We start from the raw sequence: 25,745 nt of genomic DNA on the forward strand, positions 1-25,745 counted from the left end.
TCACCTCTGACCACGCTGGTTAGAGTAGCTTAATCACCGCCGCGTTAACGGCTTCAAAATGTTCCGACCAAGTCGGAATTTTCGGGTTCTTTGCCTTGTTTGCGTGGATGAGGTCTTTCTGCCTCTGATTTGCCTGCTCAAGTATTGTTTTTTTCCAAAGGTATCGGTCTTGTAGGTCGACGTAAACGGGGTAGTCGCCCAAGATCTCGTGGTGAATGGCAAGATCGCCACATATAACGGAAATTCCCAACTGAGCGGCTTCAATAGATGGCAAGCCGAACCCTTCCGCAAACGATGGAAACACCAAGCCATGGGAGCCGGCCAGAAGCTCGGTCAGCGCCTCATCATTCATGTCACTATGTTCGATGACATGTTGGCTGCCCTTCAGTTCATCTAAACGCCGAAAAACGTCTTCGTTCTTCCAACCGCGATGACCGACTATGTGAAGCGCTGGCATTTGCTCAGTTGGCAGCTCTGCCTGCAGTTCGTCCCAGACATCCAGCAGCAAAGCGTGGTTCTTGCGCGGCTCAATTGTTCCAATAGTCACGAAATAGGCTCTATTCAGGCCAGATCGATCAATAGGCATCGAGAGGTCTGGCACACCTAAGAGCGCATTAACGGACTGTGGCTTCCCACCCCATTGTCGAAAATAGTGCCGGACGCGGGCGCTTGTATCTGCGGAGTTTGCGATGATCAGATCACTGTTGCCCGCAGCAATGCGCATCTTCTTCTCAAATTGCGGCACGGTTCCATCACGTTGAAACTGTGGAAAATCCAGCGGAATCATATCATGGATGAGCGTCGCAACCTTCAGGCCAGCCTTCCGAATGCCGAAAAGCGTTGTTTCGCTGAGGTTCGAATGGCCAATGTTCAGGTAAATGCCGTGTGTCAAAGGTAAAGGCGGCAGCGTACTTCGGCCAGACCGAGCGATTGCAAGGCGACGGAGGTCTGATTCAGCGGCGCCGCGAAACTTAGGTGTTTTCAATGCCAGTCGCGCGCGCAAGTCAGGCTTGCCCCAGCGCGTCTTACCTTGCAACTTCGCCTTGAACGACACCGCGCCTTCGCGATCAAGGACCACATACCCGCCGGAGATCCGAGCGAGGCAATAGAAGGGTGCAGTGGCATCGCTCAAACACCAATCTAAATAGGCTAATTCGACCCTATCCACGCCCGTCAAAGGCCCACGGCCCACGCGTGACACAAGCCGCGAGATGTCTAAAACGACTGGATAGGCCCTATTTATCGTAATGCCCGGATTGGTGCCAACGCCATGCATCGGTGATCATCGCCTCCAGAGTTGAACGGCCGGGGTTCCAACCAAGCTCCGACATTGCGCGATCGCTTCCAGAAACCAATTTGGTGCAATCCCCCGCGCGACGCGCGCCTTCGACGATTGGCACCGCTTTGTTGGTGATGGCGCGACTGTGGTCGATAACCTCCCGAACCGAAAACCCACTGCCCGTGCCCAGATTAAAAATGCGGGGCTCTCTTCCATCAAGAAGCCACTTTAGACCGCTCACATGCGCCTCAACCAAATCCATGACATGAACGTAGTCGCGAATACATGTGCCGTCAGGTGTATCGTAATCCGTGCCAAATACGGTGAGCGCGTCGCGCCTACCGTCAATAGCATCAAGCATGAGTGGAATAAGGTGCGTTTCAGGTTGGTGGAACTCGCCGACTTCACCTTCTGGATCAGCGCCTGCCACGTTGAAATATCGGAAAATGACGTGACGCATTCCGTGGCTCAGCTCGAAATTGGTCAGAATGTCTTCGACCGCCCGTTTCGAGGCACCGTAAGCGTTGATTGGATGCTGGTCACTGTCTTCAGTGAGCGTGACGCCATCTTGCTCGCCATAGGTCGCACAAGTCGAAGAGAACACGAAGTTCAGGCACCCTGCTTCTGCGGCGGCCTCAATCAGGTTGAGCGAGCCGCCAACATTGTTGCGCCAGTAGAGTCCCGGGTTGCTCATGGATTCGCCAACTTGGCTCAGGGCCGCGAAATGCATAACTGCGACAGGCTGATGTTCTCTGAAAACCTCGTCCAGACGAGCGCGATCCAGCAGATCGCCTTGCGCAAAGGGGCCAAATTTCACTGCATCCTGCCAACCAGTGCACAGATTATCATAAGTGACAGGCGTAAACCCAGCCGCGGCCAAGACTTTGCAAGCGTGTGAGCCAATATAACCCGCCCCACCCGTCACCAGCACGTTCGCCATAGATTGCCCCTTGGTTATTGTGCAGCTTTGCGGATAGCGGCCATTTCTTCCAGATAGGCCGAAAGCTCGTCCCGAAGCTCCTCACGGGCAAGTCCGAATGCGACCGTCGCCTGAAGATAGCCCGCCTTAGAGCCGCAATCGAACCGTTGTCCGCGAAAGCGATAGCCGTAAACGTCGCGGTCAGCTTCAATCTCTTGAGCGATAGCATCCGTCAATTGAATTTCGCCACCAGCGCCTTGCTTGATTTGGTTTAGGTTGTTGAGAACCTTTGGTGTCAAAATGTACCGCCCAATCACAGCCAAGTTTGAAGGCGCTGTGTCAACGCTGGGTTTTTCAACCATACCGCGAACCGAAACCATCGACCCCATGTCTTCTTTGATATCAAGAACGCCATAGGCAGAAGCTTTCTCTGGCGGAACTTCCATTGCGGCAACCATGCAGCCACCTGTTTCGGCATAGGCCTCGACCATTTGTTGAAGACACGGCTTCTCTGCAGCAATCACGTCATCAGGCAAAATGACCGCGAAAGGTTCGTTGCCGATAAGACGGCGAGCACACCAAACCGCGTGTCCCAAACCCAGCGCCTTGTGCTGTCGAATATAGGCAATGGCACCGCTGTCCATATTGGTATTCTTGAGCACGGAAAGCAGATCTTTCTTTCCCTTCTTGCGAAGTGAGCTTTCTAGCTCGGGCGCATGGTCAAAGTAGTCTTCGAGCGCACCCTTTCCGCGAGAGGTAACAAAGATGAATTCCTTGATACCTGCAGCACGTGCTTCATCGATCGCATACTGAATCAAAGGACGGTCAACCAAGGTCATGATTTCTTTGGGGATCGACTTCGTGGCGGGAAGGAACCGCGTACCCAAACCCGCGACCGGAAATACAGCCTTCGTGACTTTGCGCTTCATGTGGCTTGCCTCGTTCTTTTCGTTTTTACTAATCAATACTTGTTCGACTCGCTACACGTTGAGACTTCGTTCTGTCAAAACTGTGACCATAAGGACGCCAGACTTAGTATTGTGTCAAATACACTCCAGATTCCCAGTCTAACGGGTTTGACCAAGAAGTTCTTGTTCTCTTCGGATTCGATCTTCACGGGTATACCACGCCCAAATGGAATCAGAGCGGGAAGACTTTCCGAATACTCCCCCCGATTGGACCCAGAATCCGTCTACATGAAACCAGCGGCGATGGAATAACCCTGTGGAGCTAAGAATAATTGCGGTGCAAGCCGTTCCGCTGCGCGAAAGCTCTGCCGCGAGAGCAAAAATGTGACGTTGCGTCATCCGGCGCCCGGAGAGGTAGCGATGGGCTCCCACGGCCGTTTCACTGACAAAACGCTTGAACGGCGATGGCTCAAGCCACTTCTTTGGAGGGACAGGCAATCGATCTTGGCCCGTTGCCATTCCCGCCTCAAGCTCCGACCAAAGACGACGCACATCGCGCGGTTCCAGAAGCCCTTGAACGAGTGCCTCCTCAAGTCGCCGCCATTGTTTTTTTTTGAAGCTCTCTAGGCTTGCTTCCGATCCGGCGTGCTTCGAGACATAGTATGCTTGGCTCGCACCAATCTCGAACAACGATCTGGGCCGCCGGTCCGCCCCTCGAAGGCTAGAGCGTGCAAAACCATGTTGAACTTCGGCTTCTGGAACAATTGCAGTGGCGCGCCCCGATTGCCCAATCCGAAAGTTCACGTCCGCCTCATCAAGGTAGAAGTGGAAATTCTCGTCGAACCCTCCCAGCTCGATCAGGACGTTGCGCCGAAACGCGCAATTGGTCCCTTGAGTTTTGATCGCTCGATCAGGCGCAGCCTCGGCGTCAACAATGATCGGATGGGACACCCCGTCTCTGTCAATTTCCTCGGCACCCCATTGAAGGCTGATTCCATTTCGGCCGCGGACATACCCGCCAGTTGCGGCAACCCTAGTGTCTATGAGGGGCGAAATTAGTCTTTCTAGCCAAGTGGGTTCAGCGATAGCATCGTCGTCAATGAAGGCGACAATATCACCCGCAGACTGCGAGATTCCGATGTTGCGCGCTTTCGAGATATTGGCTTCCAAACAATTGACAGCCTTGAGCCGATCAACCGGGACAAGATTGTTTAGATCCGCAGCGGTATCAGGGTCAGCAACAATGACTACTTCAAAGTTCCTGAAAGTTTGAAACTCCAAGGCTCGAACGCATTTGCGCAGCTCCTCCGGTCGATGGCGACTGACGATAATCACACTGACCGTATTCGATGTCATGGATGGCCCATCTCCGACAGCATCGCCTCCAAGCGCGGAACATCCTCTGGATTATTCAGTTCCCAGAATTGTCGCCCACGCGCCTCGACCTCAACGCACAGAACTTTACGGCTGTTCTCAAGAAACCGAAGCTGTTCCAATCCCTCCAACCTCTCCAACGGGCCGACAGGCCAGGTCGCATAAGCACGCAAAGCATCCGGCCGATAAGCATAGACTCCGACATGGTGAAATACGGGCGTTTCGGCGTTGTTAGAGTAGGTGTTCGACGTGAAAGGAATAACTTCCTTCGAAAAGTAGAGCGCTGTCATATCCTGCGCGAACACTGCAGTCGTTCCGCCAACGCGGCCATTCCGGCGGTCCTCAAGGAAGCCGTTCAGAGCCCACCCGTCACAGCGCAACACGGGAGTCGCGCAAGCTGCTTCAGGCGCGGCTCGCAATCCCGCAATCAAATCTTCAACAAACCAAGCAGGTGTCAGAGGAGCATCGCCTTGCAGGTTAACTACAATCTCCGGTTCCTCACCCAGCGCAGGCAAAGCATCGGCACAGCGCTCGGTGCCGTTGAAGCAGTCCGGCGAGGTCATCACCACGTCTGCTCCGAATGCCTCAGAAGCCTCTTTGATCCGGTCATCGTCGGTCGCCACAACGACACGGTCGACGCCAGACACTTGTTTCGCCGCGTTCCAAGAACGCTCGATCAAGCTGCGCGCCTCTCCGGTGGCCCCTGTCAAAGTTACAAGCGGCTTTCCCGGATAGCGGGTCGATGCATAGCGAGCGGGGATTACGATTGTGACAGACATCAGGCGGGCTTCAGGTCAACGCCGGGGGCATAGGCGATAAAGAACGGGTTTTCGTAAATTGGCTTGCCGTATGTCAGCGGGCTGTGATCGTCGAAGCGCACAACCGCCCCACCCGCGCCATTCAGAACTGCGTGCCCAGCGGCGGTGTCCCACTCCATGGTCCGTCCGATCCTAGGATACAAGTCAGCCTCGCCGGCAGCCACAAGGCAGAATTTCAATGACGAGCCGGCGCCCGTGAGATCAGTCGTCTTATACTTTGCCAGATAGTCATCTGTCGCTTGGTCACGATGAGACTTTGACGCAACTATTACCAACGCTTCATTGTCAGGTGTCTTCACGCGGATCGCCTTTGTTAGACCCTTTTTGTCGCGATCGAAGGGGCCCGATTCCTCAACTGAGTTCCCATCAGCGTCGGTATAGAACATGCGGCCCTTGGCAGGTGCGTAGACAACGCCGCGCACTGGAACACCGTTTTCGACATATGCGATGTTCACTGTGAAATCGCCGCGGCGTTTGATGAATTCTTTTGTCCCGTCCAGCGGGTCGACGATGATGAAGTTTGCTGCGCTTTCGGAGTGGGTCGCAGCCTGTTCTTCCGTTACCAGCAAGACATCAGGAAACGCCTCCCGCAGGCCGGCCGAGATTAGTGCATCAGCCGCCTCGTCTGCGGCGGTGACAGGGCTATCGTCCGACTTCGCACGCACATCAAAATCATCTGCGCCGTATATCTCCATAATCTTGTCACCCGCATCGAGCGCCAACATACGGAACACCGTTGCCATCTTGTTATAGTCCAAAGCTGCTCTCCTGCCGGATAATTGATTTAACTCTTCGGTCTTCTTATGCTTCCTTGATAACGGATCGGCAAGTTTTCTGGCATCTAAGGATCAGGGCACCGGCCGTAGGCAAAGCAGGTTTGCAAGAATGTTCAGAACCGAAGAACGCAACACGCATTTTCGGTCAGCCATCGGGCTGGCAGATCTGATTTATGTCAGCACTGTTCGGCACGTCCGCAAGTCACACCGAAACGCCATCATCGGTCTGGCAATGAACATGATGACAACGATCATCATGGTCGCAGCGTTCTACCTTATGTTCTCTGTGCTGGGTTTGCGCGGGTCGGCCATTCGCGGCGACTTCATACTGTATCTTTTGTCCGGAATTTTTCTGTTCCTGACCCACACCAAAGCCGTTGGCGCGATCATGGGCTCCGAGGGCCCAACCTCCGCGATGATGAAGCACGCACCGATGAACACGGCCATCGCCATTGCATCGTCAGCGCTGTCAGCGCTTTACCTGCAAACTCTGTCCGCCGCGTTGATCTTGTTCATGGTTCACGTTGTCTGGCATCCGGTGATCATAAACGACCCGATCGGCACAATTGGAATGTTCCTGTTGTCATGGTTCTCAGGTGTAGCTGTCGGGATGGTCTTCCTTGCCATCAAACCTTGGTTCCCCGGTTTCGCGTCTATCGCATCGACCGTTTACAGCCGTGCCAACATGGTCGCCTCAGGCAAAATGTTTGTGGCAAATAACATGCCTTCTTCCATCTTGGTGTTCTTTGACTGGAATCCGCTGTTCCACTGCATCGATCAGGCGCGGGGCTTCGCTTTTATTAACTACAACCCGCACTTCAGTTCGATCAGTTACCCGCTGATTGTATCGATCACATTGATCATGATCGGCCTGATGGGCGAATTCAAAGCCCGCCGCCACGCATCCATCAGCTGGAGCGCAGGACGCTAAGTCACCACCCTTAAGGTCAGGTTGATACGACCGCCCTTTGCCAGAAGCATGGAAGTGCCAGCCTTGGTTCTATCAACCCCGTGGTAGGACAGGCGGGCATCGCCGCCCATCACGACAACGTCTCCGGATCGAAGCCAGATGCTTTCTGTTTTCCCACCTCGAGTAGAACTGCCCACACGGAACAACGCATCGTCGCCCAAAGATATTGAAACCACCGGCCAAGAAAAATCTGCCTCGTCGCGATCCTGGTGCAACCCCATGCGAGCGGTTGCGTCATAAAAGTTGACTAAACAACAATCGGGGCTGCGGCCCCCCGGCACGAGCGAATGCCAGATTTCCAGTACTGAGGCAGGTATCGCCGGCCACGCCATACCGCGCGGATGTGTTGCCTGATATCTGTAGCCCGTCACATCCGCCACCCAACCAACCTGCCCCGCCGATGTCATACGCACGGACATTTTGTGACCACTACTGGTTTGCGGGGTGAATAACGGCGCCTCGGAGACCACGTTACGGATGTCATTCAGAAGTAACAGCTGCCGATCAGCAGCGATCAAACCTTCAAAAACTTTGAACCCGCGCAGAACTAGATTTGGTGCCTTTGGGGTAAATTTATCGCTCATTTTCGTGTTCTGGCCTCGTTCCAGCGTGTTTCTCACGAAATTGCGAGATTCCAGTGACCCTGTGCCTTGCAGCACCAACGGGCCAGCCTTATATACCCTTCGAATTCCGATGGGGCTACGCCCCCGGGTCAATTAGGGATCGGAGGGCAGGAGCCAACTTGGGCCTGCGCTCCTCAACATCGCCGCGAAGAAAGGACCTACGCTTATGGCTAAAGTCATCGGTATCGACCTCGGTACAACTAACTCCTGCGTTGCCATCATGGATGGCTCTCAACCCCGCGTTATCGAAAACGCTGAGGGTGCGCGCACAACGCCATCTATCGTCGCCTTCACTGACGACGAACGGCTGGTCGGTCAGGCTGCCAAACGGCAGGCTGTAACCAACCCGGACAACACGATCTTTGGCGTGAAGCGCCTTATCGGTCGCCGGTTTGACGACAAACATCTTGCGAAAGATAAAAAGAACTTGCCCTTCGACGTGGTCGATGGCGGCAATGGTGACGCCTGGGTCGCCGCAAAGGGTGACAAATACAGCCCATCGCAGATCTCTGCCTTCATCCTGCAAAAGATGAAAGAAACCGCCGAGAGCTATCTGGGCGAAGAAGTGACGCAAGCCGTTATCACGGTCCCTGCTTACTTTAATGACGCCCAGCGTCAGGCCACCAAAGACGCCGGTAAGATCGCTGGCCTCGAAGTCCTGCGCATCATCAACGAGCCGACTGCGGCTGCGTTGGCTTACGGCCTCGACCGAAAAGAAACTAAAACCATCGCGGTCTATGACCTTGGTGGCGGTACGTTCGACGTGACCATTCTGGAAATTGACGACGGCCTGTTCGAAGTGAAATCTACCAACGGTGACACGTTCCTTGGTGGTGAAGACTTCGACATGCGCATCGTGTCTTATCTGGCCGACGAGTTCAAAAAAGAGAACGGCGTCGATCTGACCAAAGACAAGATGGCGCTGCAGCGTCTCAAAGAAGCTGCCGAGAAAGCGAAGATCGAATTGTCTTCCTCGCAGCAGACCGAGATCAACCAGCCGTTTATCTCCATGGATCCCAAAGGCGGCCAGCCGCTGCACATGGTTATGAAACTGACCCGTGCGAAACTGGAAAGCCTTGTTGCTGATTTGATCAAAGCGTCGATCAAACCATGCCAAGCCGCGCTGAAAGATGCGGGCTTGTCGACCTCTGACATCGACGAAGTCGTGTTGGTAGGTGGTATGACTCGTATGCCCAAGGTCATCGAAGAGGTGTCCAAGTTCTTCGGTCGCGAAGCTAACAAAGGCGTTAACCCCGATGAAGTGGTCGCCATGGGCGCCGCCATTCAGGCTGGCGTTCTGCAAGGTGACGTGAAGGACGTTGTTCTTCTGGACGTGACCCCGCTGTCTTTGGGTATCGAAACCCTCGGTGGTGTGTTCACTCGCCTGATCGACCGCAACACCACGATCCCGACCAAGAAGTCGCAAATCTTCTCGACCGCAGAAGACAACCAAAACGCAGTGACCCTGCGCGTTTTCCAAGGTGAGCGTGAGATGGCCGCTGACAACAAGATCCTTGGTCAGTTCAACTTGGAAAACATTCCGCCTGCTCCACGCGGAATGCCTCAGATCGAGGTGACATTCGACATCGACGCCAACGGCATCGTTGAAGTTGGCGCCAAAGACAAGGGCACCGGCAAAGAGCAGCGGATCACAATCCAGGCGTCCGGCGGCCTGTCCGATGAGGACATCGAACAGATGGTCAAAGACGCCGAGGCCAACGCTGATGCGGACGCCGAACGTCGTGAGTTGGTCGAAGCCACCAACCAAGCTGAAAGCCTGATCCACAGCACCAAGAAATCGCTGGAAGAGCATGGTGACAAGGTTGACGGCTCGACGGTCGAAGTGATCGAGCTTGCTATTAAGGCGCTTGAAGAAACCATGGATTCTGCTGACGCTGGCAAGATCAAAGGTGGCATTCAGAACCTGACCGATGCGGCCATGAAGCTTGGCGAAGCGATCTACAAATCTCAACAGGACGAAGCTGCCTCTGCAGAACCTTCCGAAGAGCCTGATGAGATGCGCGGCGTAGACGAAGACATCGTTGACGCCGACTTCGAAGATCTGGACGACGACAAACGCGCCTGATGGCGCCAAGTCCTGAGATAGAAGACCGGCCCGAAAATACGGGCCGGTCTGCATGTTTCAGGGATCGAGTTTTGGGAAGGTTGATCCATGGCAAAACGTGATTATTACGAGGTGCTGGGCGTTGCCCGCGGCGCCTCAGCGGACGAGTTAAAGAAGGCCTATCGCACTAAAGCGAAAGAGCTGCACCCTGACCGCAATTCCGACAATCCCGATGCGGAAGCACAGTTCAAAGAAGCCAATGAGGCCTATGAAGTTCTAAAGGACGCCAACAAGAAGGCCGCTTATGATCGCTATGGCCACGCCGCCTTTGAAGGCGGAATGGGCGGTGGCGGCCAGCGGCCCGGTGGCGGTGACTTCTCATCCGCATTCTCTGACGTGTTTGAAGATCTCTTTGGTGATTTCATGGGCGGCGGCGCACAGCGCGGCGGACGACAGCGCGCAATGCGTGGTTCGGACCTTCGCTACAATTTGGGCATCTCTCTTGAAGACGCCTATGCCGGTCTGCAAAAAGCAATCACCGTGCCAACCTCGGTATCCTGCGACGGATGCGATGGCTCTGGCGCGGAAGGGGGCGCCGAACCTCAGACCTGCCCGACCTGTTCCGGCATGGGCAAGGTGCGCGCCCAGCAAGGCTTCTTCACAGTAGAGCGCACCTGCCCGACATGTTCGGGTATTGGTCAGATCATCAAGAACCCATGCCGCTCTTGCGGCGGTTCGGGCCGTCAGGAAAAGGAGCGTTCGCTTAGCGTAAACATACCGGCGGGGGTTGAAACGGGCACACGCATTCGTCTTGCCGGCGAGGGCGAGGCAGGATTGCGCGGTGGGCCGGCTGGAGATCTTTACATTTTCATCGAAGTCAAAGAACACGCGCTGTTCCAGCGTGAAGGAGTTGACTTGTTCTGCCGTGTGCCAGTCGCTATGGCGACGGCCGCGATTGGTGGAGATGTAGAGGTTCCTACGATAGACGGTGGTCGGTCCCGAGTGAAAGTGCCTGCGGGCAGCCAATCCGGTAGGCAGATGCGCCTGCGCTCCAAAGGGATGCCCGCGCTTCGCGGTGCGGGCTCCGGCGATATGTTTATCGAGCTGGCAGTGGAAACACCGGTCAATCTAACCAGCAAACAAAAGGAACTGCTTCGCGAGTTCGAGAAACTGAGCGAGGAGAACAATCCTCATCTCTCAAGCTTCTTCTCCAAAGTTAAGTCCTTTTGGGAAGACATGAAGAGCTAGAACGAAGCGCCCAACTCGGGCGCTTCTTTTTTTATCCGACGTTGCACGCTGCCATGACGGCCATGTTCAGGATGTCATTGGAGGTCGACGTCGTGGAACAGATCTGTACCGGATGATCCACCCCGCTCAGAATTGGCCCGATCACAGTCGCACCGCCCATTTCCTGCATCAGCTTCACTGAGATTGAGGAAGAGTGGCGCGCAGGGACAACCAAGACATTGGCCGGTCCGCTGAGACGGCAGAATGGGTAGCTGGCCATGACATCTAGGTTCATCGCCACATCTACTGTCATTTCTCCATCATACTCGAAATCAACCCCGCGCTGATCGAGCACTTTCGGCGCGATGTGCATTTTCTCTGCCCGTTCACTAACGGGATATCCGAAGGTCGAGAAGCTGACAAATGCGACGCGCGGCTCCAGCCCAAGCGAGCGCGCTGTTGCAGCGCCTCGTTCAGCGATATCCGCCAGCGTGTTCTCGTCCGGCCATTCATGAACCAACGTATCAGCAATCAAAACGATGCGCCCGTTGCGAAGCAGCGCCGTAACACCAACAGCTCCGTCGCTTGGCGACACATCGAGCGCGTGGTTCAGAAGCTCCAGCACATGCGCGGATTTGCGAGTAGCACCTGTGATCAGACCGTCGCCATGCCCGTGCGCTAACATCAAAGCGGAAAACACGTGTCGGTCCCGCGATGCAAGGCGGTGAACATCCTGAGCGTCATACCCTTTCCGCTGAAGGCGACTGTAGAGAAACGAGCGATAGGTATCCAAATGTTCCGTATTGCGCGCATTCACGATGCTAAGTTCGCGGAAAGCATCTTCCAATCCCGCAGCCGCGAGTTTTTCTTTCACGTCATCTTCCCGCCCAACAACCAAGGCCTGACCCAGACCCGAGCGCTGATAGGCGACAGCTGCGCGCAACACACGAATGTCGTCGCCTTCCGCAAAGATCATCCGTGCGTTCTTGGTTCGGGCGCGGTTGTGCAACCCTTCGAGCATCGACGCCGTTGGGTCCATCCGCGATCGAAGTGCGACGGTATATGCGTCAAAGTCTACGATTGGCTTGCGAGACACAGCCGTGTCCATTCCAGCCAATGCCACCGCGGGCGGGATCGTGTAAATCAGCCGTGGATCGAACGGTGTTGGAATAATGTAATCGCGGCCGAAGGTCAGCTTCTGGCCATAAGCGACGGCGACTTCGTCGGGCACGTCTTCGCGGGCGAGCTTTGCCAAGGCTTCGGCGCAGGCAATCTTCATCGCGTCATTAATGGTGCGCGCGCGGATATCCAGCGCTCCCCGAAACAGATAGGGGAAGCACAACACATTATTCACTTGGTTTGGGTAATCCGAACGCCCCGTCGCAACGATAGCGTCAGGACGGACTTCATGGGCATCTTCGGGCGTGATCTCAGGATCGGGGTTCGCCATCGCGAAGATGACAGGATTGTCAGCCATGGATTTCACCATGTCCTGCGTCACGGCACCCTTTGCGGAGACGCCAAGGAACACATCTGCGCCAGCCATTGCCTCCTCTAACGTGCGGTCGGTGGTTTTTGCCGCGTGGGCTGATTTCCACTGGTTCATTCCTTCGGTGCGGCCTTGGTAAATCACACCCTTGGTGTCACACACGATGCAGTTGTCGTGCTTGGCGCCCATCGCTTTGATCAGCTCAATACATGCGATCCCAGCCGCACCGGCACCGTTCAAAACAATCTTGCAGTTCTCGATTTTCTTGCCCGTTAGATGCAACGCGTTCAGCAGCCCAGCAGCGCAAATGACAGCCGTTCCGTGCTGGTCATCGTGAAAAACGGGGATGTCCATTTCTTCACGAAGCCGTTGCTCGATGATGAAGCATTCGGGCGCTTTGATGTCCTCAAGATTAATTCCGCCGAAGCTAGGGCCCATCAGGCGCACGGCATTGATGAACTCGTCGGGATCTTCGGTGTCCAACTCCAGATCTATCGAGTTCACGTCAGCGAACCGTTTGAACAGAACCGACTTGCCTTCCATCACTGGCTTTGACGCCAAGGCCCCTAAATTTCCAAGTCCTAGAATGGCTGTGCCGTTGGAGATTACAGCGACCATGTTGCCTTTGGTCGTGTAGTCATAGGCAGTCTCTGGATTTGCTGCGATCGCTTCAACAGGCACCGCGACACCTGGGGAATAGGCTAGGCTAAGATCTCGCTGCGTGGCCATTGGTGTCGACGCAATGATTTCCAGTTTTCCGGGTGTTGGTTCCAAATGATAGGATAGAGCCTCTTCATCAGTGACACGGTTCTTCTTGGACATAGACGTTCTTTCTCTTTGGGCGTCGCCATTGATAGCCAGCTTGAGACACTACGACAACATCCATCGGGATTCGGGGTTTCGCCGCCCCGTACTCCCCAGTAGAATCGCGTCAACACACCGGGGGGGTGAGAAGTGAACGTCGCCAATGCATCAGTGACGCCAATGATGGCGCAGTTTCTTGAGATCAAAGCTCAGTATCCGGACGCATTGCTGTTCTATCGCATGGGTGACTTCTACGAGCTGTTCTTTGACGATGCCGTTGCGGCGTCCGAGGCGTTGGATATTGCGTTAACCAAACGCGGGAAACACCTTGGAAATGACATTCCGATGTGCGGCGTGCCGGTTCATGCAGCCGAAAATTACTTGCTGACCCTCATTCGCAAAGGATTCCGCGTAGCTGTTGGCGAACAGTTGGAAAGCCCCGCCGAAGCGAAAAAGCGTGGCTCCAAATCCGTCGTGAAACGAGATGTCGTTCGACTGGTAACGCCAGGAACCTTGACCGAAGACAGCCTTCTTGAACCTCGCCGCCACAATTTTCTCGCCGCCTATTCCGAAATTCGCGGCGATGGCGCAATTGCGTGGGTGGATATCTCAACTGGCGAAATGCGGGCCGGACCTTGCTCAAGGATGCGGCTTTCGCCGGAGCTTGCCCGCTTAGCCCCTAGCGAAGTCCTAGTGTCTGATGTGGCCTTTGACGATCTTGCTGAAATTGTCGAGGAAACCGGATCGGCGCTTACGCCACTAAGCAAAGGGAGTTTTGACAGCAAAGCGGCCGAAAGGCGCCTTGTTAGTCTCTATTCAGTCGGCTCACTTGATGCATTTGGGACCTTCACGCGAGCCGAGATCGCAGCCCTGGGGGCGTTGGTCGACTATTTGGATATTACCCAAAAAGGAAAGCTCCCGCTTCTGCGGCCACCGATCCGAGAAGCCTCTAGCCGCCTGATGCAAATCGACTCTGCGACCCGCCGTAACTTGGAGTTGTCCCTAACACTTAACGGTACACGCAAAGGCTCTTTGCTTGATACGATCGACCGTACTTTGACTGCAGGGGGCGCGCGATTACTGGATCGCAGACTTGCAAGCCCCTCAACTGATCTTGACGAGCTGCAATCCAGACTCGATTCCGTTGAATGCTTCGTCGCCACTCCGATCATGCGGAACAAGTTGCGAGAAGCACTGCGCCGTGTGCCCGATATGGATCGGGCCTTGTCCCGCATTGCAATGAGCCGCGGCGGGCCCAGAGATCTAGTTGCCTTACGAACGGGGCTTATTCAGTGTCTAACATTGCGAAAAATACTAGATATCGAAAACCTTCCTGACGCGATACAGGCATGTGCCAAAGATCTCGTTGGTCATGAAGCAGCGCTTCAGATGCTTGACGAAACACTTGTTGCAGAACCGCCTTTGCTCGCGCGCGACGGGGGTTTTGTAGCAGTTGGATTCAACGAAGAGCTCGACGAGATGCGCAAACTGCGTGACGACGGACGAAAGGTCATTGCGGAGTATCAGGCTGAGTATTCCCGAGACACTGGCGTCACCACCCTAAAGATCAAACACAATAACGTTCTTGGCTATTTCATCGAGACAACGGCAGCACATGCCGAAAAGATGCTCAAGCCTCCGCTATCAGAGCGGTTCATCCACCGACAAACCACTGCGAATGCTATTCGGTTTACGACTCTGGAGCTTTCGGAGCTTGAGACCAAGATTTTGAACGCCGGCGGCCGCGCGACTGAGATCGAACTCCAGATCTTCCAAACCATTTGCAATGATGTGCTTGCTGTAAGTGCGGACCTGTTCGCGGCCGCCGCCGCTTTGGCGCAACTGGATGTTTATGCGTCTTTGGCCGATCTCGCGACCTCGGAAGACTGGACTCGCCCCAAAATTGACAGCACCCGCGCCTTTCAGATCGCAGGAGGCCGCCATCCAGTTGTCGAAAAGGCGCTGAAGGATCAAGGCGCGTCGCCCTTCGTGGCCAACTCCTGCGACTTGTCAGCCGACCCCGGTGCAGCCAGCATTTGGCTGCTCACTGGCCCAAACATGGCCGGTAAATCCACATTCCTTAGGCAAAACGCAATAATCGCACTTTTGGCGCAAATAGGGTCTTATATACCCGCGGAAGCCGCTCATATCGGACTTGTCTCACAGCTGTTCAGCAGGGTCGGTGCGTCCGACGATCTAGCGAGGGGCAGGTCGACATTTATGGTCGAAATGGTAGAGACCGCAGCGATTCTGAACCAAGCCGACGATAGAGCGCTGGTAATTCTTGACGAGATTGGGCGCGGAACCGCAACTTACGACGGACTCTCTATCGCTTGGGCAACGCTCGAGCATCTCCACGCCGCCAATACGTGCCGTGCATTATTTGCAACTCACTACCATGAACTGACTGCACTTGCCGGTAAGCTGCCAGGGGTAGAAAACGCGACTGTTGCCGTGAAAGAGTGGGACGGGGATGTAATATTCCTGCATGAGGTCAAACGCGGCGCTGCAGACCGATCTTATGGCGTGCAAGTTGCGAAGCTGGCCGGCCTTCCGCCATCGGTCATCAGCCGCGCAAAGGTAGTTCTGGATCAACTGGAACGTGGCGAGCGAGAGGGTGGCGCGCGCCAGAAGGCATTGATTGACGATCTGCCTCTGTTTTCAATTGCCCCGACGCCCGTTCAGTCAACCAAATCGTCCGTCGTCGAGGAAAGACTAAAAGAAACCTCGCCCGACGAATTAACGCCGCGCGAGGCTTTGCAACTTTTATACGAGCTTAAGGACTTAAGCGGGAGTTGACGAAACGCCAACTTGCGCAGGGCGCAGCAGGCGGTCGTGAAGGATGAAGCCCTCGGACATCACCTGAATGATGTCGCCTGCTTTTGTGTTTGGCAAAGGTGCTTCGAACATGGCTTGGTGCACCTGTGGATCGAAGCGGTCGCCAACTTCAGGGATAACAGGCTCGATTTTATGCTTGCCGAAGACGTGAATCAATTCGCGCAATGTCAGCTCCACGCCTTCAAAAACAGCCTTAGCGGCTTCGCGTTGGGCGTCATCGGCCGCGTCAAGCGCACGGCGCAAATTATCGTAGACGGGCAACATATCTTTGGCGAGCTTTGAGCCGCCATAGTTTTCTGCCTCTCGGCGATCCCGCTCGCCCCGCTTACGGGTATTCTCGATGTCCGCAAGCGCGCGCAGAAGCCTGTCTTTCAGCATATCGCGCTCTTCGACAAGCGCCTGCATCTCATCGGACTCTTCCATAATGTCTATGGTCTCGTCGGCCATGGCCTCCAAGTGATCCGTTTGAAAATCATCTTCTTTGTTCGCGTCAGACATTTGTACCTCTACCCGCCGTCCGAAATCAGTTTACCAACCATCTGCGCCGTATAATTCACGATGGGCACAATGCGCCCGTAGTTGAGTCGTGTTGGGCCAATGACACCCACAGCGCCGATGATCTTTCGATCAGAGTTCATATAGGGAGACACAACCAAAGAGGAACCCGAAAGTGAGAAGAGTTTGTTCTCTGACCCAATAAAAATGCGCACACCTTCGCCCGCATCGGTCAGTTCAAGGAATTCTGCGATATCCCGCTTACGTTCCAGGTCATCAAAAAGAGCCTTAACGCGATCCAGTGCATCCCCATCATCGGAATCCTCGATTAGATTCGCGCGCCCACGCACAATTAGTCGTTCTGAATGCTCCCCTTCGTTCTCCCAGACAGCCAAGCCCGTCTTCACAAGATCCTGCGCCAGCACATCTAGTTCTTGCCGGCGAGACTTGATTTCTCGGGCGATTTTTCCGCGCAATTCCGAAATCGTTGCGCCAACAGCGATTGCGTTCAAAAAGTTGGCCGCCTCCCGCATTGAGGATGGTGTTTGCCCGAGGGGTGGAACGAAAACCCTATTCTCGACATGGCCGTCGGCAAAGACCAGCACGACCAAGGCGCGATCCAACGCGAGGCTGACAAATTCGATATGTTTGATTGGCGCTTCGTGCTTCGGCGCTAAAACTAGACTGGCACCTTGTGTTAGTCCCGATAGCGCAGAGCCGATCCGATCAAGCATAACGCCGACGTCGCGATCATTGCTCCCAAGACTTGCATCGAGCTTTTCGCGGTCGTGGTTGGTGACCTCGTCCATTTCCAAAAGTCCGTCGACAAACATGCGCAGTCCAGCTTGCGTCGGAATACGGCCTGCGGACACGTGGGGGCTGTCGAGCAACCCTAAAAACTCCAAATCCTGCATGACGTTTCGAATTGTCGCCGCGCTCACGCTTTCGCTAAGGGTTCGGGTCAATGTGCGCGAACCCACAGGCTCCCCCGTAGCGAGATAGGACTCCACAATCCGCCGAAAAACCTCGCGGCTGCGGTCGTTCATCTGAGACATGAGATCTTCTCGGTTCATTCTGCTACTTCTCTTCCGACACCCCTTATAGGTGGCAATCTTCAATGTGGCTTGCAACCAAGCGTATCACAAGGGTATCTGGACGCGTTCCAATAGGAGAATTGTCATGCGACCTTCCGGCCGTCAGCTCGACGAAATGCGTTCCATCACCATCGAGACCAATGTGACCCGCCATGCGGAAGGGTCTTGCTTGATCAAATGCGGCGACACACACGTGCTTTGCACCGCCTCCATTGATGAGCGTGTCCCACCGTTCCTTCGGAATTCCGGGCTAGGCTGGGTTACTGCAGAATACGGCATGCTTCCTCGCGCTACACATACGCGCATGAATCGCGAGGCAAAACGCGGCCAATCCGGCAGGACACAAGAGATTCAGCGCCTAATCGGACGCTCCTTGCGCGCTGGCGTTGATCGCGTTGCCATGGGCGAACGTCAAATTGTCATCGATTGCGATGTGATCCAAGCAGACGGTGGCACGCGCTGTGCTTCAATCACCGGTGGATGGGTCGCGCTTCGTTTGGCGGTCAACGCACTGATGAAGGCTGGCGACATCACAATCGATCCTTTAACGGACCACGTTGCCGCGATTAGCTGTGGCATCTACGCCGGACAACCTGTTCTGGATCTGGACTATCCCGAGGATAGCGACGCTGGCACCGATGCGAACTTCGTCATGACTGGCAAACTTGGTCTGATTGAGGTTCAAGGCTCCGCTGAAGGGGCTACTTTCAGCCGTACCGAATTGAATCAGCTTATGGATTTGGCCGAAAAGGGCATAGCCGAGCTAACAGCCGCGCAAAAAGCCGCGGTAGGGGGCTGACGCATGCGTAAGTTTACTGGCGATACGCTGCTGGTAGCTACGCACAACAAAGGCAAGCTGGAAGAAATATCCGCCTTGTTAGAGCCTTTTGGTATAACTGTCACCTCGGCGGCGGAGCATAACCTGCCCGAGCCCGAGGAGACTGAGGCTACTTTCGTTGGAAATGCTCGGATCAAAGCCCACGCCGCCGCCAAGGCGACAGGCCTTCCCGCCCTTTCCGATGACAGTGGCATTGAGATCGATTGCCTAGATGGCGCGCCCGGAGTTTACACGGCCGACTGGGCAGAAACGCCTGAAGGCAGGGATTTCGTTCTCGCGATGACCCGGACGCATGATGCGATCCTGAAAACCTGTGCCTCCGCGCCTTGGATTGCACGATTTTGCGCTACTTTGGTGCTGGCTTGGCCGGATGGTCACGATGAGGTCTTCGCTGGGACGATGGAAGGTCAAGTGACTTGGCCCATGCGGGGCGATCAGGGCCACGGCTATGACCCAATTTTTCAACCCAACGGCTATGACATCACATTTGGCGAAATGGATCGGTGGGAGAAGAACAAGATTAGCCACCGCGCCAATGCCTTCGCAAAGCTGGTAGAAGCCTTTGAGTCCTGACAACTGGCAACGCGCGGGCTTCGGTGTCTATGTGCATTGGCCCTTTTGCCAAGCCAAGTGCCCCTACTGCGATTTCAACAGCCACGTGTCGAAGAATGTGGACCAAAACGCCTGGGTTAGAGCCTATCTATCAGAGCTCGACCGCTTGTTTTCTCTGACGCCGGATAGAATCGTTAGCACTATTTTCTTCGGCGGCGGCACGCCTAGTCTCATGCTACCAGATACCGTTGCTACGATAATCGATAGAATTCGCGCAAATTGGCGATGCGCCAACGATCTCGAGATCACACTTGAGGCCAATCCTACCTCTGTCGAGGCAGAGCGCTTCCGGGGGTTTGCCCAAGCTGGCGTCAATCGAATTTCCATGGGAATTCAGGCGCTGAATGATGAAGATCTTAAACTATTGGGCCGCCTACATAGCGTCACAGAGGCTGAGAAGGCGTTCAACGTGGCGCGATCGATCTTTGAGCGCGTCAGTTTTGATCTGATCTACGCCAGACAGAACCAAACCGCCAGATCGTGGGAGGTCGAGCTTACCCGAGCCCTATCCATGGCTGTCGATCATCTCTCACTTTATCAGCTCACAATTGAGGACGGGACTGCTTTTGGAGATCGCTTTAACCGCGGTGGATTGCGAGGGTTGCCATCCGACGACTTAGCAGCGGACCTCTACGAGATCACGCAGAACTTGACCGAAGACCGCGGCTTTCACGCGTACGAAGTGTCTAACCATGCCAAAACCGGAGAAGAGTCGCGTCATAATTTGGTCTACTGGCGCGGCGGCGACTATGTTGGTGTCGGGCCCGGCGCCCACGGCCGCTTTGACGTTAGTACAGGGAGGTTGGCTACCGAAACTCACTTGGGTCCGTCAGCATGGATGAGAGCCGTTGAGACCAAAGGAAACGGCGAATGCGCGACTGCATTCTTGAGCATGGAAGAACAGGCGCTTGAGTACTTACTGATGTCGCTTCGACTGGCAGAGGGTTGCGACTTGAACCGCCTCTACGAGTTAGATCGAAATGTCATTTCAAATATAAAAATCAAAGAGTTAGAGGTTTCTGGTCACCTTATCTGCGACCAAACTAGCATCGCCGTTCCGCCAAAATCTAAGATCCTGTTGAATTCTATTCTTGGTCAGCTCGTCGCCTGATGGCTAGTTCCCGGCCAGAAGGCGACATATCTCGTCTAGTTGCTCAAAATCTCTATAGCTAACCGTGATGCGCCCTGCCTCTGTGCCCTCCGTATGATCGATACTGACCGGCATCTTTAGCGTAGCGGACAGATCGCCTTCCAGGGCTTTCGTGTCAGCATCCTTTTCAGGCCGGGCTTTTTGCTTCTGGGAAGGTTTTTTCTTTTCAATGCCGGATTTCGCCAGACGCTCTGTTTCTCGAACCGAAAGGCCATCTTTAACAACCTTGCGCGCAAGCTCGCTCGGGTTATCAGTTGTAATCAGCGCCCTGGCGTGACCGCTTGAAAGATCGCCCTGACGTAGCATCTGAACAACGTCGTCAGGCAAGCTCAGAAGCCGCATCAAGTTCGCAATATGGCTACGGCTTTTGCCCAGCGCCGCGGCGAGCTGTTCTTGCGTATGGCCGAACTTGTCTTGCAGCTGGCGATAGCCTGTAGCCTCTTCAACCGGATTAAGATCCGCTCGCTGAATGTTCTCAATGATTGCTATTTCAAGCACTTCTGTATCATCGAGCTGACGAACGACAACTGGTACTTCATGGACTTGCGCCATCTGGGCCGCACGCCAACGCCGCTCACCCGCTACGATCTCATATCGACCTGAGTCTTTGGGGTGAGGGCGCACGATTAGCGGCTGAATGATGCCTTTTGCACGAATGGACTCAGCTAGTTCTTCAAGGTCAGCCAAAACGAAATCGCGTCGAGGTTGGTCTGGATTTGGCTCAATCCGTTCGATTGGGACCAGACGCTCACCTGCGGTAGTCGCACCTTCAGTCTTGGGACTGCTGCTCACATCAATATCGGCCATCAACGCCGAAAGGCCGCGCCCGAGTCCTCGTTTTTCTGCCATGTTAAGCTCCATCCTGTAGACTGTGTCGGGACCGCATTTCTGTTGCGAGCGACTTGTAGGCCACCGCGCCAAGCGACGTGGGGTCATAGTTGATGACTGGCAAGCCATATGACGGTGCTTCGCTCAAGCGAACATTCCGCGGAATCATCGTTTTAAAGACAAGATCTCGAAGGTTCTCCCGCACGTCCAGCTCCACCTGATGGCACAAGTTGTTGCGCCTATCATACATAGTAAGCACAACACCTTCCAATCGAAGTTTAGAATTCGCTGTTTCGCGGATCTCTCTCACTGACAGCATCAGTTGTGACAAGCCCTCCAGAGCAAAGAATTCTGCTTGCAGTGGAACCAGTACAGAATCAGAAGCCACCATTGCATTCAGCGTCAGCAAGTTCAAAGACGGGGGGCAATCGATGAGAATGTAGTCCAAGTTCAAGGCTGAGGTTTCTGAGGCATTCAACGCATCGCTCATCAAGAAAATTCGGCGCGCCGTGGACACCATTTCTAAATCTGCCGAGCTTAAATCTGCGTTTGCAGGTGAAATCAAAAGCCCGGGCACAGCGGTTTCACGAAGAACTTCGCTTAGGGGCAACTCATTAAGTAGCAAATCATAAGTGGTTTTCTTTCGATCAGTGTGTTCGATTCCCAACCCAGTTGAAGCGTTACCCTGTGGATCAAGGTCGATAATCGCTACGCGCAATCCTTTAGCTGCAAGAGACGCGCCGAGGTTGATCGTCGTCGTGGTTTTTCCCACGCCGCCCTTCTGATTAGCAACAGAAATGATCCGCGGTGACGTTTTCGCCATCTACTTCGCTCGCCTCAAATTAGTTATTACCAGCAACGCAGACGCATCGTTGGTCGCGCTTGGCTGCTTTTCGACCTTGAAGTCCCACATCGCCGATGCGGTGTCTAGCTCCTCTTGGTGCTTTTCCCCCTTTAGGAACAAAGCTGTGCCGCCTTCTTTCAAATGCTGCTCTGCCATCAGAAAAAGCGAGTTGAGCGGTGCAAGCGCGCGGGCCGTTACAACATCCGCCTTTTGGTTCGCCACTGACTCAACCCGGTCTACGTGGATGGTCGCTCGAAGACCCATCTCGCGCGCTGCTGTCATAAGAAATGACGCTTTTCGTGCATCTGACTCGATCAAAGAAATGTGGAGTTCTGGTAACTTTTCAGATGCCATTGCGGCGATCACAAGCCCGGGGAATCCTCCGCCCGACCCAAAATCGCAGAGTATTCGGGCATCTTTAGGGATAGCTTCGAAAACTTGGGCTGAATCAGAAAAATGACGAGACCAAACATCGCCCAGTGTGGACTTTGCAACCAAGTTGATCCTGATTGTCCATTTCTTCAACAGATCTTCGTAGACCTGAAGCCGATCAATTGTTTCACGTGAAACATCATAAAGCGACGCGAACTGGTCTTTATCGGACATACTAGCTCGCACGCGCCTTCATTGCCTTAAGCCGGCCCAAGATCAAGGTGAGCGCCGCAGGCGTAACCCCATCGACCTTCGCCGCTTGTGCAAGCGTTTCAGGCCGAGCGCGCTGAAGCTTTATCTTCAGCTCATTCGACAGACCGCTCAGTGCTTCAAAATCAAATTCCATAGGAATAACAACGGCTTCATCCCGTTGGAGCGCCTCTGCATCCTTGTTCTGGCGCTCAATATAGCTGGCATAAAGCGCATCGCGGGAAATCTGCGTTACAATAGAAGCGTCATAGCTATCAAGCGTTGGGACCAAGGGCGCTATCGCCTCTATAGTCACATCTGGGAAGCTCAAAAGTTCAAACGCGGACCGGCGTCGGCCGTCTTTGTTGACCCGTAGCCCGAACTGCTCCGCCTCTTGCGGAGACACGCGCAGCGCTTCCATGTCTGAACGAAGCGAGTCCAGCCGCTCTTTCTTCGCGATATAGCGCTCAAAGCGGGCTTTGCCGACGCAACCCGCGTCGACGCCTCTCTGAGTAAGCCGTTGATCCGCGTTGTCAGCACGCAAAGACATCCTGTATTCTGCGCGCGAGGTAAACATTCGGTAAGGCTCCTGAACGCCTCTCGTGATCAGGTCGTCGATCATTACACCAATATAGGCTTCGGACCGCGGTAGAATGAATGCGTCGCCAGAGATTGCGCGCTTGGCGGCGTTTACGCCCGCAATCAAACCCTGAGCGCCCGCCTCCTCATAACCTGTGGTGCCATTGATCTGGCCCGCAAGGAACAGCCCTGGCACACTTCTGAGCTCCAAAGTACGAGTCAAAGCGCGTGGATCGACGTAGTCATACTCGATTGCATAACCAGCCTGAAGAATCTGCGCCGACTCTAGCCCACGGATGGACTGAACATATTGCTCCTGAACCTCGATGGGCAAAGACGTCGAAATTCCATTTGGATACACAGAGTTAGTGGTCAGGCCTTCAGGCTCCAAAAACACCTGATGGGAAGCCTTATCCGCAAAGCGAACGACTTTGTCTTCGATAGAAGGGCAATATCTCGGCCCTATCCCTTCAATATGCCCACCATACATTGCAGATCGGCTCAAATTGTCGCGGATTAGCTCATGTGTGCGCTCATTTGTGTGTGTGATGCCGCAAGAAATCTGCTTCGCAATGACAGAGGTCGACAGGAAAGAGAATAGCTCCGGCTCGTCGTCGCCAGGCTGCATTTCGAGAATGGACCAATCGATCGTGTCTGATGCTAGTCGAGGTGGCGTTCCAGTCTTGAGTCGCCCCATCTCAAGGTCAAAACTGTCAACTCGCTCGGCCAGCTTCACAACTGCGGCGTCACCCACGCGGCCTCCTGGCCGCGATACATCGCCAATATGGATAACTCCACGCAGGAATGTGCCCGTTGTAAGCACCACGCCTGACGCAGGAATCTCTGCTCCGTCCGCTAGAACAACGCCGGAAACGGTCCCGCCCTTCATCAAAAGGTCGGAAACCTCCGCCTCAATCACGGTGAGGTTGTCTTGTTGGGCAATCAAAGTCTGAATTGCAGCCCGGTAGAGCTCCCGATCTGCTTGCGCGCGTGGCCCTTGAACCGCGGGGCCTTTTCGACGGTTGAGCAGTCGGAACTGGATGCCGGCCGCATCCGCCGCCCGCCCCATGATACCATCAAGCGCGTCAATCTCGCGAACCAAGTGCCCTTTACCAAGCCCACCTATTGCAGGGTTACAGGACATAACACCAATAGTCTCTGCCTTTTGCGTGATAAGCGCTGTGCGCGCGCCCGTGCGGGCCGCAGCATGTGCGGCCTCGGTGCCAGCGTGCCCACCGCCAACCACAATGACATCGAAAGATGAATGTTTCACGTGAAACACTCCTATTTACCCAAACAGAAACTTGCGAAGATCTCATCCAAGACGGATTCGACATCTACGCGTCCTATCATACTTTCCAAAGCCCTGACAGCCGTCCGTAGCTCTTCTGCAGCGATCTCAGAACGCTCCATACCAAAGGCCATCTCAACATCACATGCAGCCAACGCATCAGATGCCTTGATCAGCGCCACCCTGTGTCGCTCACGAATAGCCAGCCCTGCACCAGCTGCCCGAGCCTCCAAGATCGTAAAAGCACGCTCCAATAGCTCCGGAACGCCCTCTCCGGTCAAACCTGACACGCCAGATCCTGATTGATCAGACTTTCCACAAACAACAATATCTTCTGGCTGCGCGGCAAGTTGCAGCGCTTCGGCATCACCGCTGACAAGGAATACCCGTAGATCAGCAGTCTCTGCCCGTTTTAACGCACGTTCGATTCCAATCGCCTCGACCTCATCGTCGGTTTCTCTAAGCCCAGCCGTGTCAAGAAATGTAACGGGCAGACCGCGAAGGTCCATCCTGACCTCGATGATATCGCGCGTTGTGCCTGCCACCGAGGATGTAATCGCGGCCTCACGGCCTGCCAAACTATTCAGAAGCGTACTTTTTCCAATGTTAGGTGGGCCAACGATAGCGATTTCGAACCCGTCTCGGATACGCTCTGCCACGCCCACGCCCTTTGCCATAGCATCCAGCTCGCCACAAACTGTTGAGGTTAACGCGCGGACTTCAGGCGACACATCAACTGGCACTTCTTCGTCAGCGAAATCGATCGTTGCCTCCAGCAAGGCGGCTGCCCTGATAAGGTCCTTGCGCCACGCTTCTGCCTTGGACCCCAAGGCACCACTAAAGACGCGCACAGCTTGACGCCTCTGCGCTTCGGTCTCTGCATCGATAAGGTCCGCGAGGCCTTCGACCTGAGCCAAATCGAGGCATCCGTTCTCCAAGGCCCGTCGGGTGAACTCGCCAGGCTCCGCCAACCTGAGTCCGTCCATATCCCCGAGAAGCTTCAACACCGTTGAAACGATAGAGGGGCTTCCATGAACCTGAAACTCGATAACGTCTTCGCCAGTGAAGCTTGCCCCTTCCGAGAACCCAAGAACAAGCGCTTGGTCGATCAGTTCTCCATCGCTGTCGCGGATGTCGGCTAGAACTGGTTTTCTTGACGGAATCGTTCGGCCAACCAGAGCGGACGCCGCCTCAAAGGATCTAGAGCCCGAAAGCCGAATAATAGAAACACCAGCTTTGCCCCGCGCTGTCGCGAGGGCGAATATCGTGTCCATATTCCGTTACCTTACTGTTTTTAAACAGA

At 54.7% G+C, this 25,745-nt stretch carries 22 protein-coding genes; 7 read left to right on the forward strand and 15 right to left on the reverse strand.

Features of this window, described 5'->3' with window-relative positions:
* Positions 1-19: 19 nt before the first annotated feature.
* The 6 genes from BM352_RS02955 to cysQ form a co-directional block, all read right to left on the reverse strand.
* Positions 20-1,132: a glycosyltransferase gene (locus BM352_RS02955; RefSeq protein ID WP_175500609.1), complete on the reverse strand. Its 1,113-nt coding sequence runs from the start codon at positions 1,130-1,132 to the stop codon at positions 20-22.
* A gap of 103 nt (positions 1,133-1,235) precedes the next feature.
* Positions 1,236-2,219, reverse strand: a complete 984-nt coding sequence (gene galE, locus BM352_RS02960) for a UDP-glucose 4-epimerase GalE (protein WP_090212314.1) — start codon at positions 2,217-2,219, stop codon at positions 1,236-1,238.
* 14 nt (positions 2,220-2,233) lie between these two features.
* Positions 2,234-3,127 (reverse strand): UTP--glucose-1-phosphate uridylyltransferase GalU, encoded by an 894-nt coding sequence (gene galU / locus BM352_RS02965; RefSeq protein WP_090212317.1) that lies wholly within the window; start codon positions 3,125-3,127, stop codon positions 2,234-2,236.
* A gap of 138 nt (positions 3,128-3,265) precedes the next feature.
* Complete coding sequence (locus tag BM352_RS02970) at positions 3,266-4,462, reverse strand: glycosyltransferase family 2 protein (protein ID WP_090212320.1); 1,197 nt, start codon at positions 4,460-4,462, stop codon at positions 3,266-3,268.
* The gene (locus BM352_RS02975; protein ID WP_090212323.1) at positions 4,459-5,259 is read right to left on the reverse strand and encodes a 3-deoxy-manno-octulosonate cytidylyltransferase; all 801 of its coding nucleotides are present in this window, start codon (positions 5,257-5,259) and stop codon (positions 4,459-4,461) included. Before BM352_RS02975 ends, BM352_RS02970 begins: the two co-directional genes overlap by 4 nt.
* On the reverse strand, positions 5,259-6,041 hold the full coding sequence (cysQ, locus tag BM352_RS02980; RefSeq protein ID WP_425434550.1) for a 3'(2'),5'-bisphosphate nucleotidase CysQ: 783 nt from the start codon (positions 6,039-6,041) through the stop codon (positions 5,259-5,261). The genes BM352_RS02975 and cysQ overlap by 1 nt, the downstream gene beginning before the upstream one ends.
* A 142-nt stretch (positions 6,042-6,183) precedes the next feature.
* Between cysQ and BM352_RS02985 the strand changes: the two genes are divergently transcribed.
* On the forward strand, positions 6,184-7,005 hold the full coding sequence (locus BM352_RS02985) for an ABC transporter permease (protein WP_090212328.1): 822 nt from the start codon (positions 6,184-6,186) through the stop codon (positions 7,003-7,005).
* On the opposite strand, the gene BM352_RS02990 is transcribed toward BM352_RS02985, so the two are convergent.
* A complete protein-coding gene (locus BM352_RS02990; RefSeq protein ID WP_090219799.1) occupies positions 7,002-7,628 on the reverse strand; it encodes an alpha-ketoglutarate-dependent dioxygenase AlkB family protein in 627 nt (208 codons plus the stop codon). The two genes, BM352_RS02985 and BM352_RS02990, sit on opposite strands and share 4 nt — an antisense overlap.
* A 205-nt stretch (positions 7,629-7,833) precedes the next feature.
* Between BM352_RS02990 and dnaK the strand changes: the two genes are divergently transcribed.
* On the forward strand, positions 7,834-9,753 hold the full coding sequence (gene dnaK, locus BM352_RS02995; RefSeq protein WP_090212330.1) for a molecular chaperone DnaK: 1,920 nt from the start codon (positions 7,834-7,836) through the stop codon (positions 9,751-9,753).
* 87 nt (positions 9,754-9,840) lie between these two features.
* Positions 9,841-10,980 (forward strand): molecular chaperone DnaJ, encoded by a 1,140-nt coding sequence (gene dnaJ, locus BM352_RS03000; protein ID WP_090212333.1) that lies wholly within the window; start codon positions 9,841-9,843, stop codon positions 10,978-10,980.
* Between the two features lie 31 nt (positions 10,981-11,011).
* On the opposite strand, the gene BM352_RS03005 is transcribed toward dnaJ, so the two are convergent.
* Entirely contained in the window at positions 11,012-13,270 is a 2,259-nt protein-coding gene (locus BM352_RS03005; RefSeq protein WP_090212336.1) for an NADP-dependent malic enzyme, read from the reverse strand.
* Positions 13,271-13,432: 162 nt separating this feature from the next.
* Here BM352_RS03005 and mutS point away from each other — a divergent pair, with 162 nt between their 5' ends.
* Positions 13,433-16,051, forward strand: a complete 2,619-nt coding sequence (gene mutS, locus BM352_RS03010) for a DNA mismatch repair protein MutS (RefSeq protein ID WP_090219802.1) — start codon at positions 13,433-13,435, stop codon at positions 16,049-16,051.
* Here the strand turns inward: mutS and BM352_RS03015 are convergent.
* Both BM352_RS03015 and hrcA read right to left on the reverse strand, forming a co-directional pair.
* A complete protein-coding gene (locus BM352_RS03015; RefSeq protein WP_090212339.1) occupies positions 16,037-16,588 on the reverse strand; it encodes a nucleotide exchange factor GrpE in 552 nt (183 codons plus the stop codon). The genes mutS and BM352_RS03015 overlap by 15 nt on opposite strands.
* A gap of 8 nt (positions 16,589-16,596) precedes the next feature.
* Complete coding sequence (gene hrcA / locus BM352_RS03020; RefSeq protein ID WP_217643027.1) at positions 16,597-17,631, reverse strand: heat-inducible transcriptional repressor HrcA; 1,035 nt, start codon at positions 17,629-17,631, stop codon at positions 16,597-16,599.
* Positions 17,632-17,764: 133 nt separating this feature from the next.
* Between hrcA and rph the strand changes: the two genes are divergently transcribed.
* The 3 genes from rph to hemW are packed head-to-tail and all read left to right on the forward strand — an operon-like array spanning position 17,765 to position 20,240.
* Complete coding sequence (gene rph, locus BM352_RS03025) at positions 17,765-18,478, forward strand: ribonuclease PH (protein WP_090212343.1); 714 nt, start codon at positions 17,765-17,767, stop codon at positions 18,476-18,478.
* Between the two features lie 3 nt (positions 18,479-18,481).
* Complete coding sequence (gene rdgB, locus BM352_RS03030; protein ID WP_090212347.1) at positions 18,482-19,090, forward strand: RdgB/HAM1 family non-canonical purine NTP pyrophosphatase; 609 nt, start codon at positions 18,482-18,484, stop codon at positions 19,088-19,090.
* Positions 19,080-20,240, forward strand: a complete 1,161-nt coding sequence (gene hemW / locus BM352_RS03035; protein ID WP_090212350.1) for a radical SAM family heme chaperone HemW — start codon at positions 19,080-19,082, stop codon at positions 20,238-20,240. The genes rdgB and hemW overlap by 11 nt, the downstream gene beginning before the upstream one ends.
* Positions 20,241-20,243: 3 nt before the next feature.
* On the opposite strand, the gene BM352_RS03040 is transcribed toward hemW, so the two are convergent.
* Genes BM352_RS03040 through mnmE form a run of 5 tightly spaced genes read right to left on the reverse strand, consistent with a single transcriptional unit; the run spans position 20,244 to position 25,716 of the window.
* The gene (locus tag BM352_RS03040) at positions 20,244-21,140 is read right to left on the reverse strand and encodes a ParB/RepB/Spo0J family partition protein (protein WP_090212352.1); all 897 of its coding nucleotides are present in this window, start codon (positions 21,138-21,140) and stop codon (positions 20,244-20,246) included.
* Positions 21,130-21,930: a ParA family protein gene (locus BM352_RS03045; protein ID WP_090212354.1), complete on the reverse strand. Its 801-nt coding sequence runs from the start codon at positions 21,928-21,930 to the stop codon at positions 21,130-21,132. Before BM352_RS03045 ends, BM352_RS03040 begins: the two co-directional genes overlap by 11 nt.
* A complete protein-coding gene (rsmG, locus tag BM352_RS03050) occupies positions 21,931-22,557 on the reverse strand; it encodes a 16S rRNA (guanine(527)-N(7))-methyltransferase RsmG (protein ID WP_090212357.1) in 627 nt (208 codons plus the stop codon). It lies immediately after the preceding gene.
* Position 22,558: 1 nt separating this feature from the next.
* Entirely contained in the window at positions 22,559-24,433 is a 1,875-nt protein-coding gene (gene mnmG / locus BM352_RS03055) for a tRNA uridine-5-carboxymethylaminomethyl(34) synthesis enzyme MnmG (protein WP_090212358.1), read from the reverse strand.
* A 2-nt stretch (positions 24,434-24,435) separates the two neighbouring features.
* Positions 24,436-25,716 carry a tRNA uridine-5-carboxymethylaminomethyl(34) synthesis GTPase MnmE gene (mnmE, locus tag BM352_RS03060; protein WP_090212361.1) on the reverse strand — a complete coding sequence of 427 codons (1,281 nt, stop codon included), beginning with the start codon at positions 25,714-25,716 and terminating at the stop codon, positions 24,436-24,438.
* Between the last annotated feature and the right edge of the window lie 29 nt (positions 25,717-25,745).

Source organism: Litoreibacter janthinus (assembly GCF_900111945.1).
Taxonomy (GTDB): Bacteria; Pseudomonadota; Alphaproteobacteria; order Rhodobacterales; family Rhodobacteraceae; genus Litoreibacter; species Litoreibacter janthinus.

Bases quoted from the DNA above. Each gene is read 5' to 3' on its own strand.
- dnaJ (WP_090212333.1), top strand. From the start codon at position 9,841: ATGGCAAAACGTGATTATTACGAGGTGCTGGGCGTTGCCCGCGGCGCC.
- BM352_RS02970 (WP_090212320.1), bottom strand. From the start codon at position 4,462: ATGACATCGAATACGGTCAGTGTGATTATCGTCAGTCGCCATCGACCG.
- rsmG (WP_090212357.1), bottom strand. From the start codon at position 22,557: ATGTCCGATAAAGACCAGTTCGCGTCGCTTTATGATGTTTCACGTGAA.
- dnaK (WP_090212330.1), top strand. From the start codon at position 7,834: ATGGCTAAAGTCATCGGTATCGACCTCGGTACAACTAACTCCTGCGTT.
- BM352_RS03045 (WP_090212354.1), bottom strand. From the start codon at position 21,930: ATGGCGAAAACGTCACCGCGGATCATTTCTGTTGCTAATCAGAAGGGC.
- mnmE (WP_090212361.1), bottom strand. From the start codon at position 25,716: ATGGACACGATATTCGCCCTCGCGACAGCGCGGGGCAAAGCTGGTGTT.
- BM352_RS02975 (WP_090212323.1), bottom strand. From the start codon at position 5,259: ATGTCTGTCACAATCGTAATCCCCGCTCGCTATGCATCGACCCGCTAT.
- rdgB (WP_090212347.1), top strand. From the start codon at position 18,482: ATGCGTAAGTTTACTGGCGATACGCTGCTGGTAGCTACGCACAACAAA.
- BM352_RS03040 (WP_090212352.1), bottom strand. From the start codon at position 21,140: ATGGAGCTTAACATGGCAGAAAAACGAGGACTCGGGCGCGGCCTTTCG.
- galU (WP_090212317.1), bottom strand. From the start codon at position 3,127: ATGAAGCGCAAAGTCACGAAGGCTGTATTTCCGGTCGCGGGTTTGGGT.
- mutS (WP_090219802.1), top strand. From the start codon at position 13,433: ATGATGGCGCAGTTTCTTGAGATCAAAGCTCAGTATCCGGACGCATTG.
- galE (WP_090212314.1), bottom strand. From the start codon at position 2,219: ATGGCGAACGTGCTGGTGACGGGTGGGGCGGGTTATATTGGCTCACAC.
- hrcA (WP_217643027.1), bottom strand. From the start codon at position 17,631: ATGAACGACCGCAGCCGCGAGGTTTTTCGGCGGATTGTGGAGTCCTAT.
- BM352_RS02985 (WP_090212328.1), top strand. From the start codon at position 6,184: ATGTTCAGAACCGAAGAACGCAACACGCATTTTCGGTCAGCCATCGGG.
- rph (WP_090212343.1), top strand. From the start codon at position 17,765: ATGCGACCTTCCGGCCGTCAGCTCGACGAAATGCGTTCCATCACCATC.
- BM352_RS03015 (WP_090212339.1), bottom strand. From the start codon at position 16,588: ATGTCTGACGCGAACAAAGAAGATGATTTTCAAACGGATCACTTGGAG.
- BM352_RS03005 (WP_090212336.1), bottom strand. From the start codon at position 13,270: ATGTCCAAGAAGAACCGTGTCACTGATGAAGAGGCTCTATCCTATCAT.
- cysQ (WP_425434550.1), bottom strand. From the start codon at position 6,041: ATGGCAACGGTGTTCCGTATGTTGGCGCTCGATGCGGGTGACAAGATT.
- BM352_RS02990 (WP_090219799.1), bottom strand. From the start codon at position 7,628: ATGAGCGATAAATTTACCCCAAAGGCACCAAATCTAGTTCTGCGCGGG.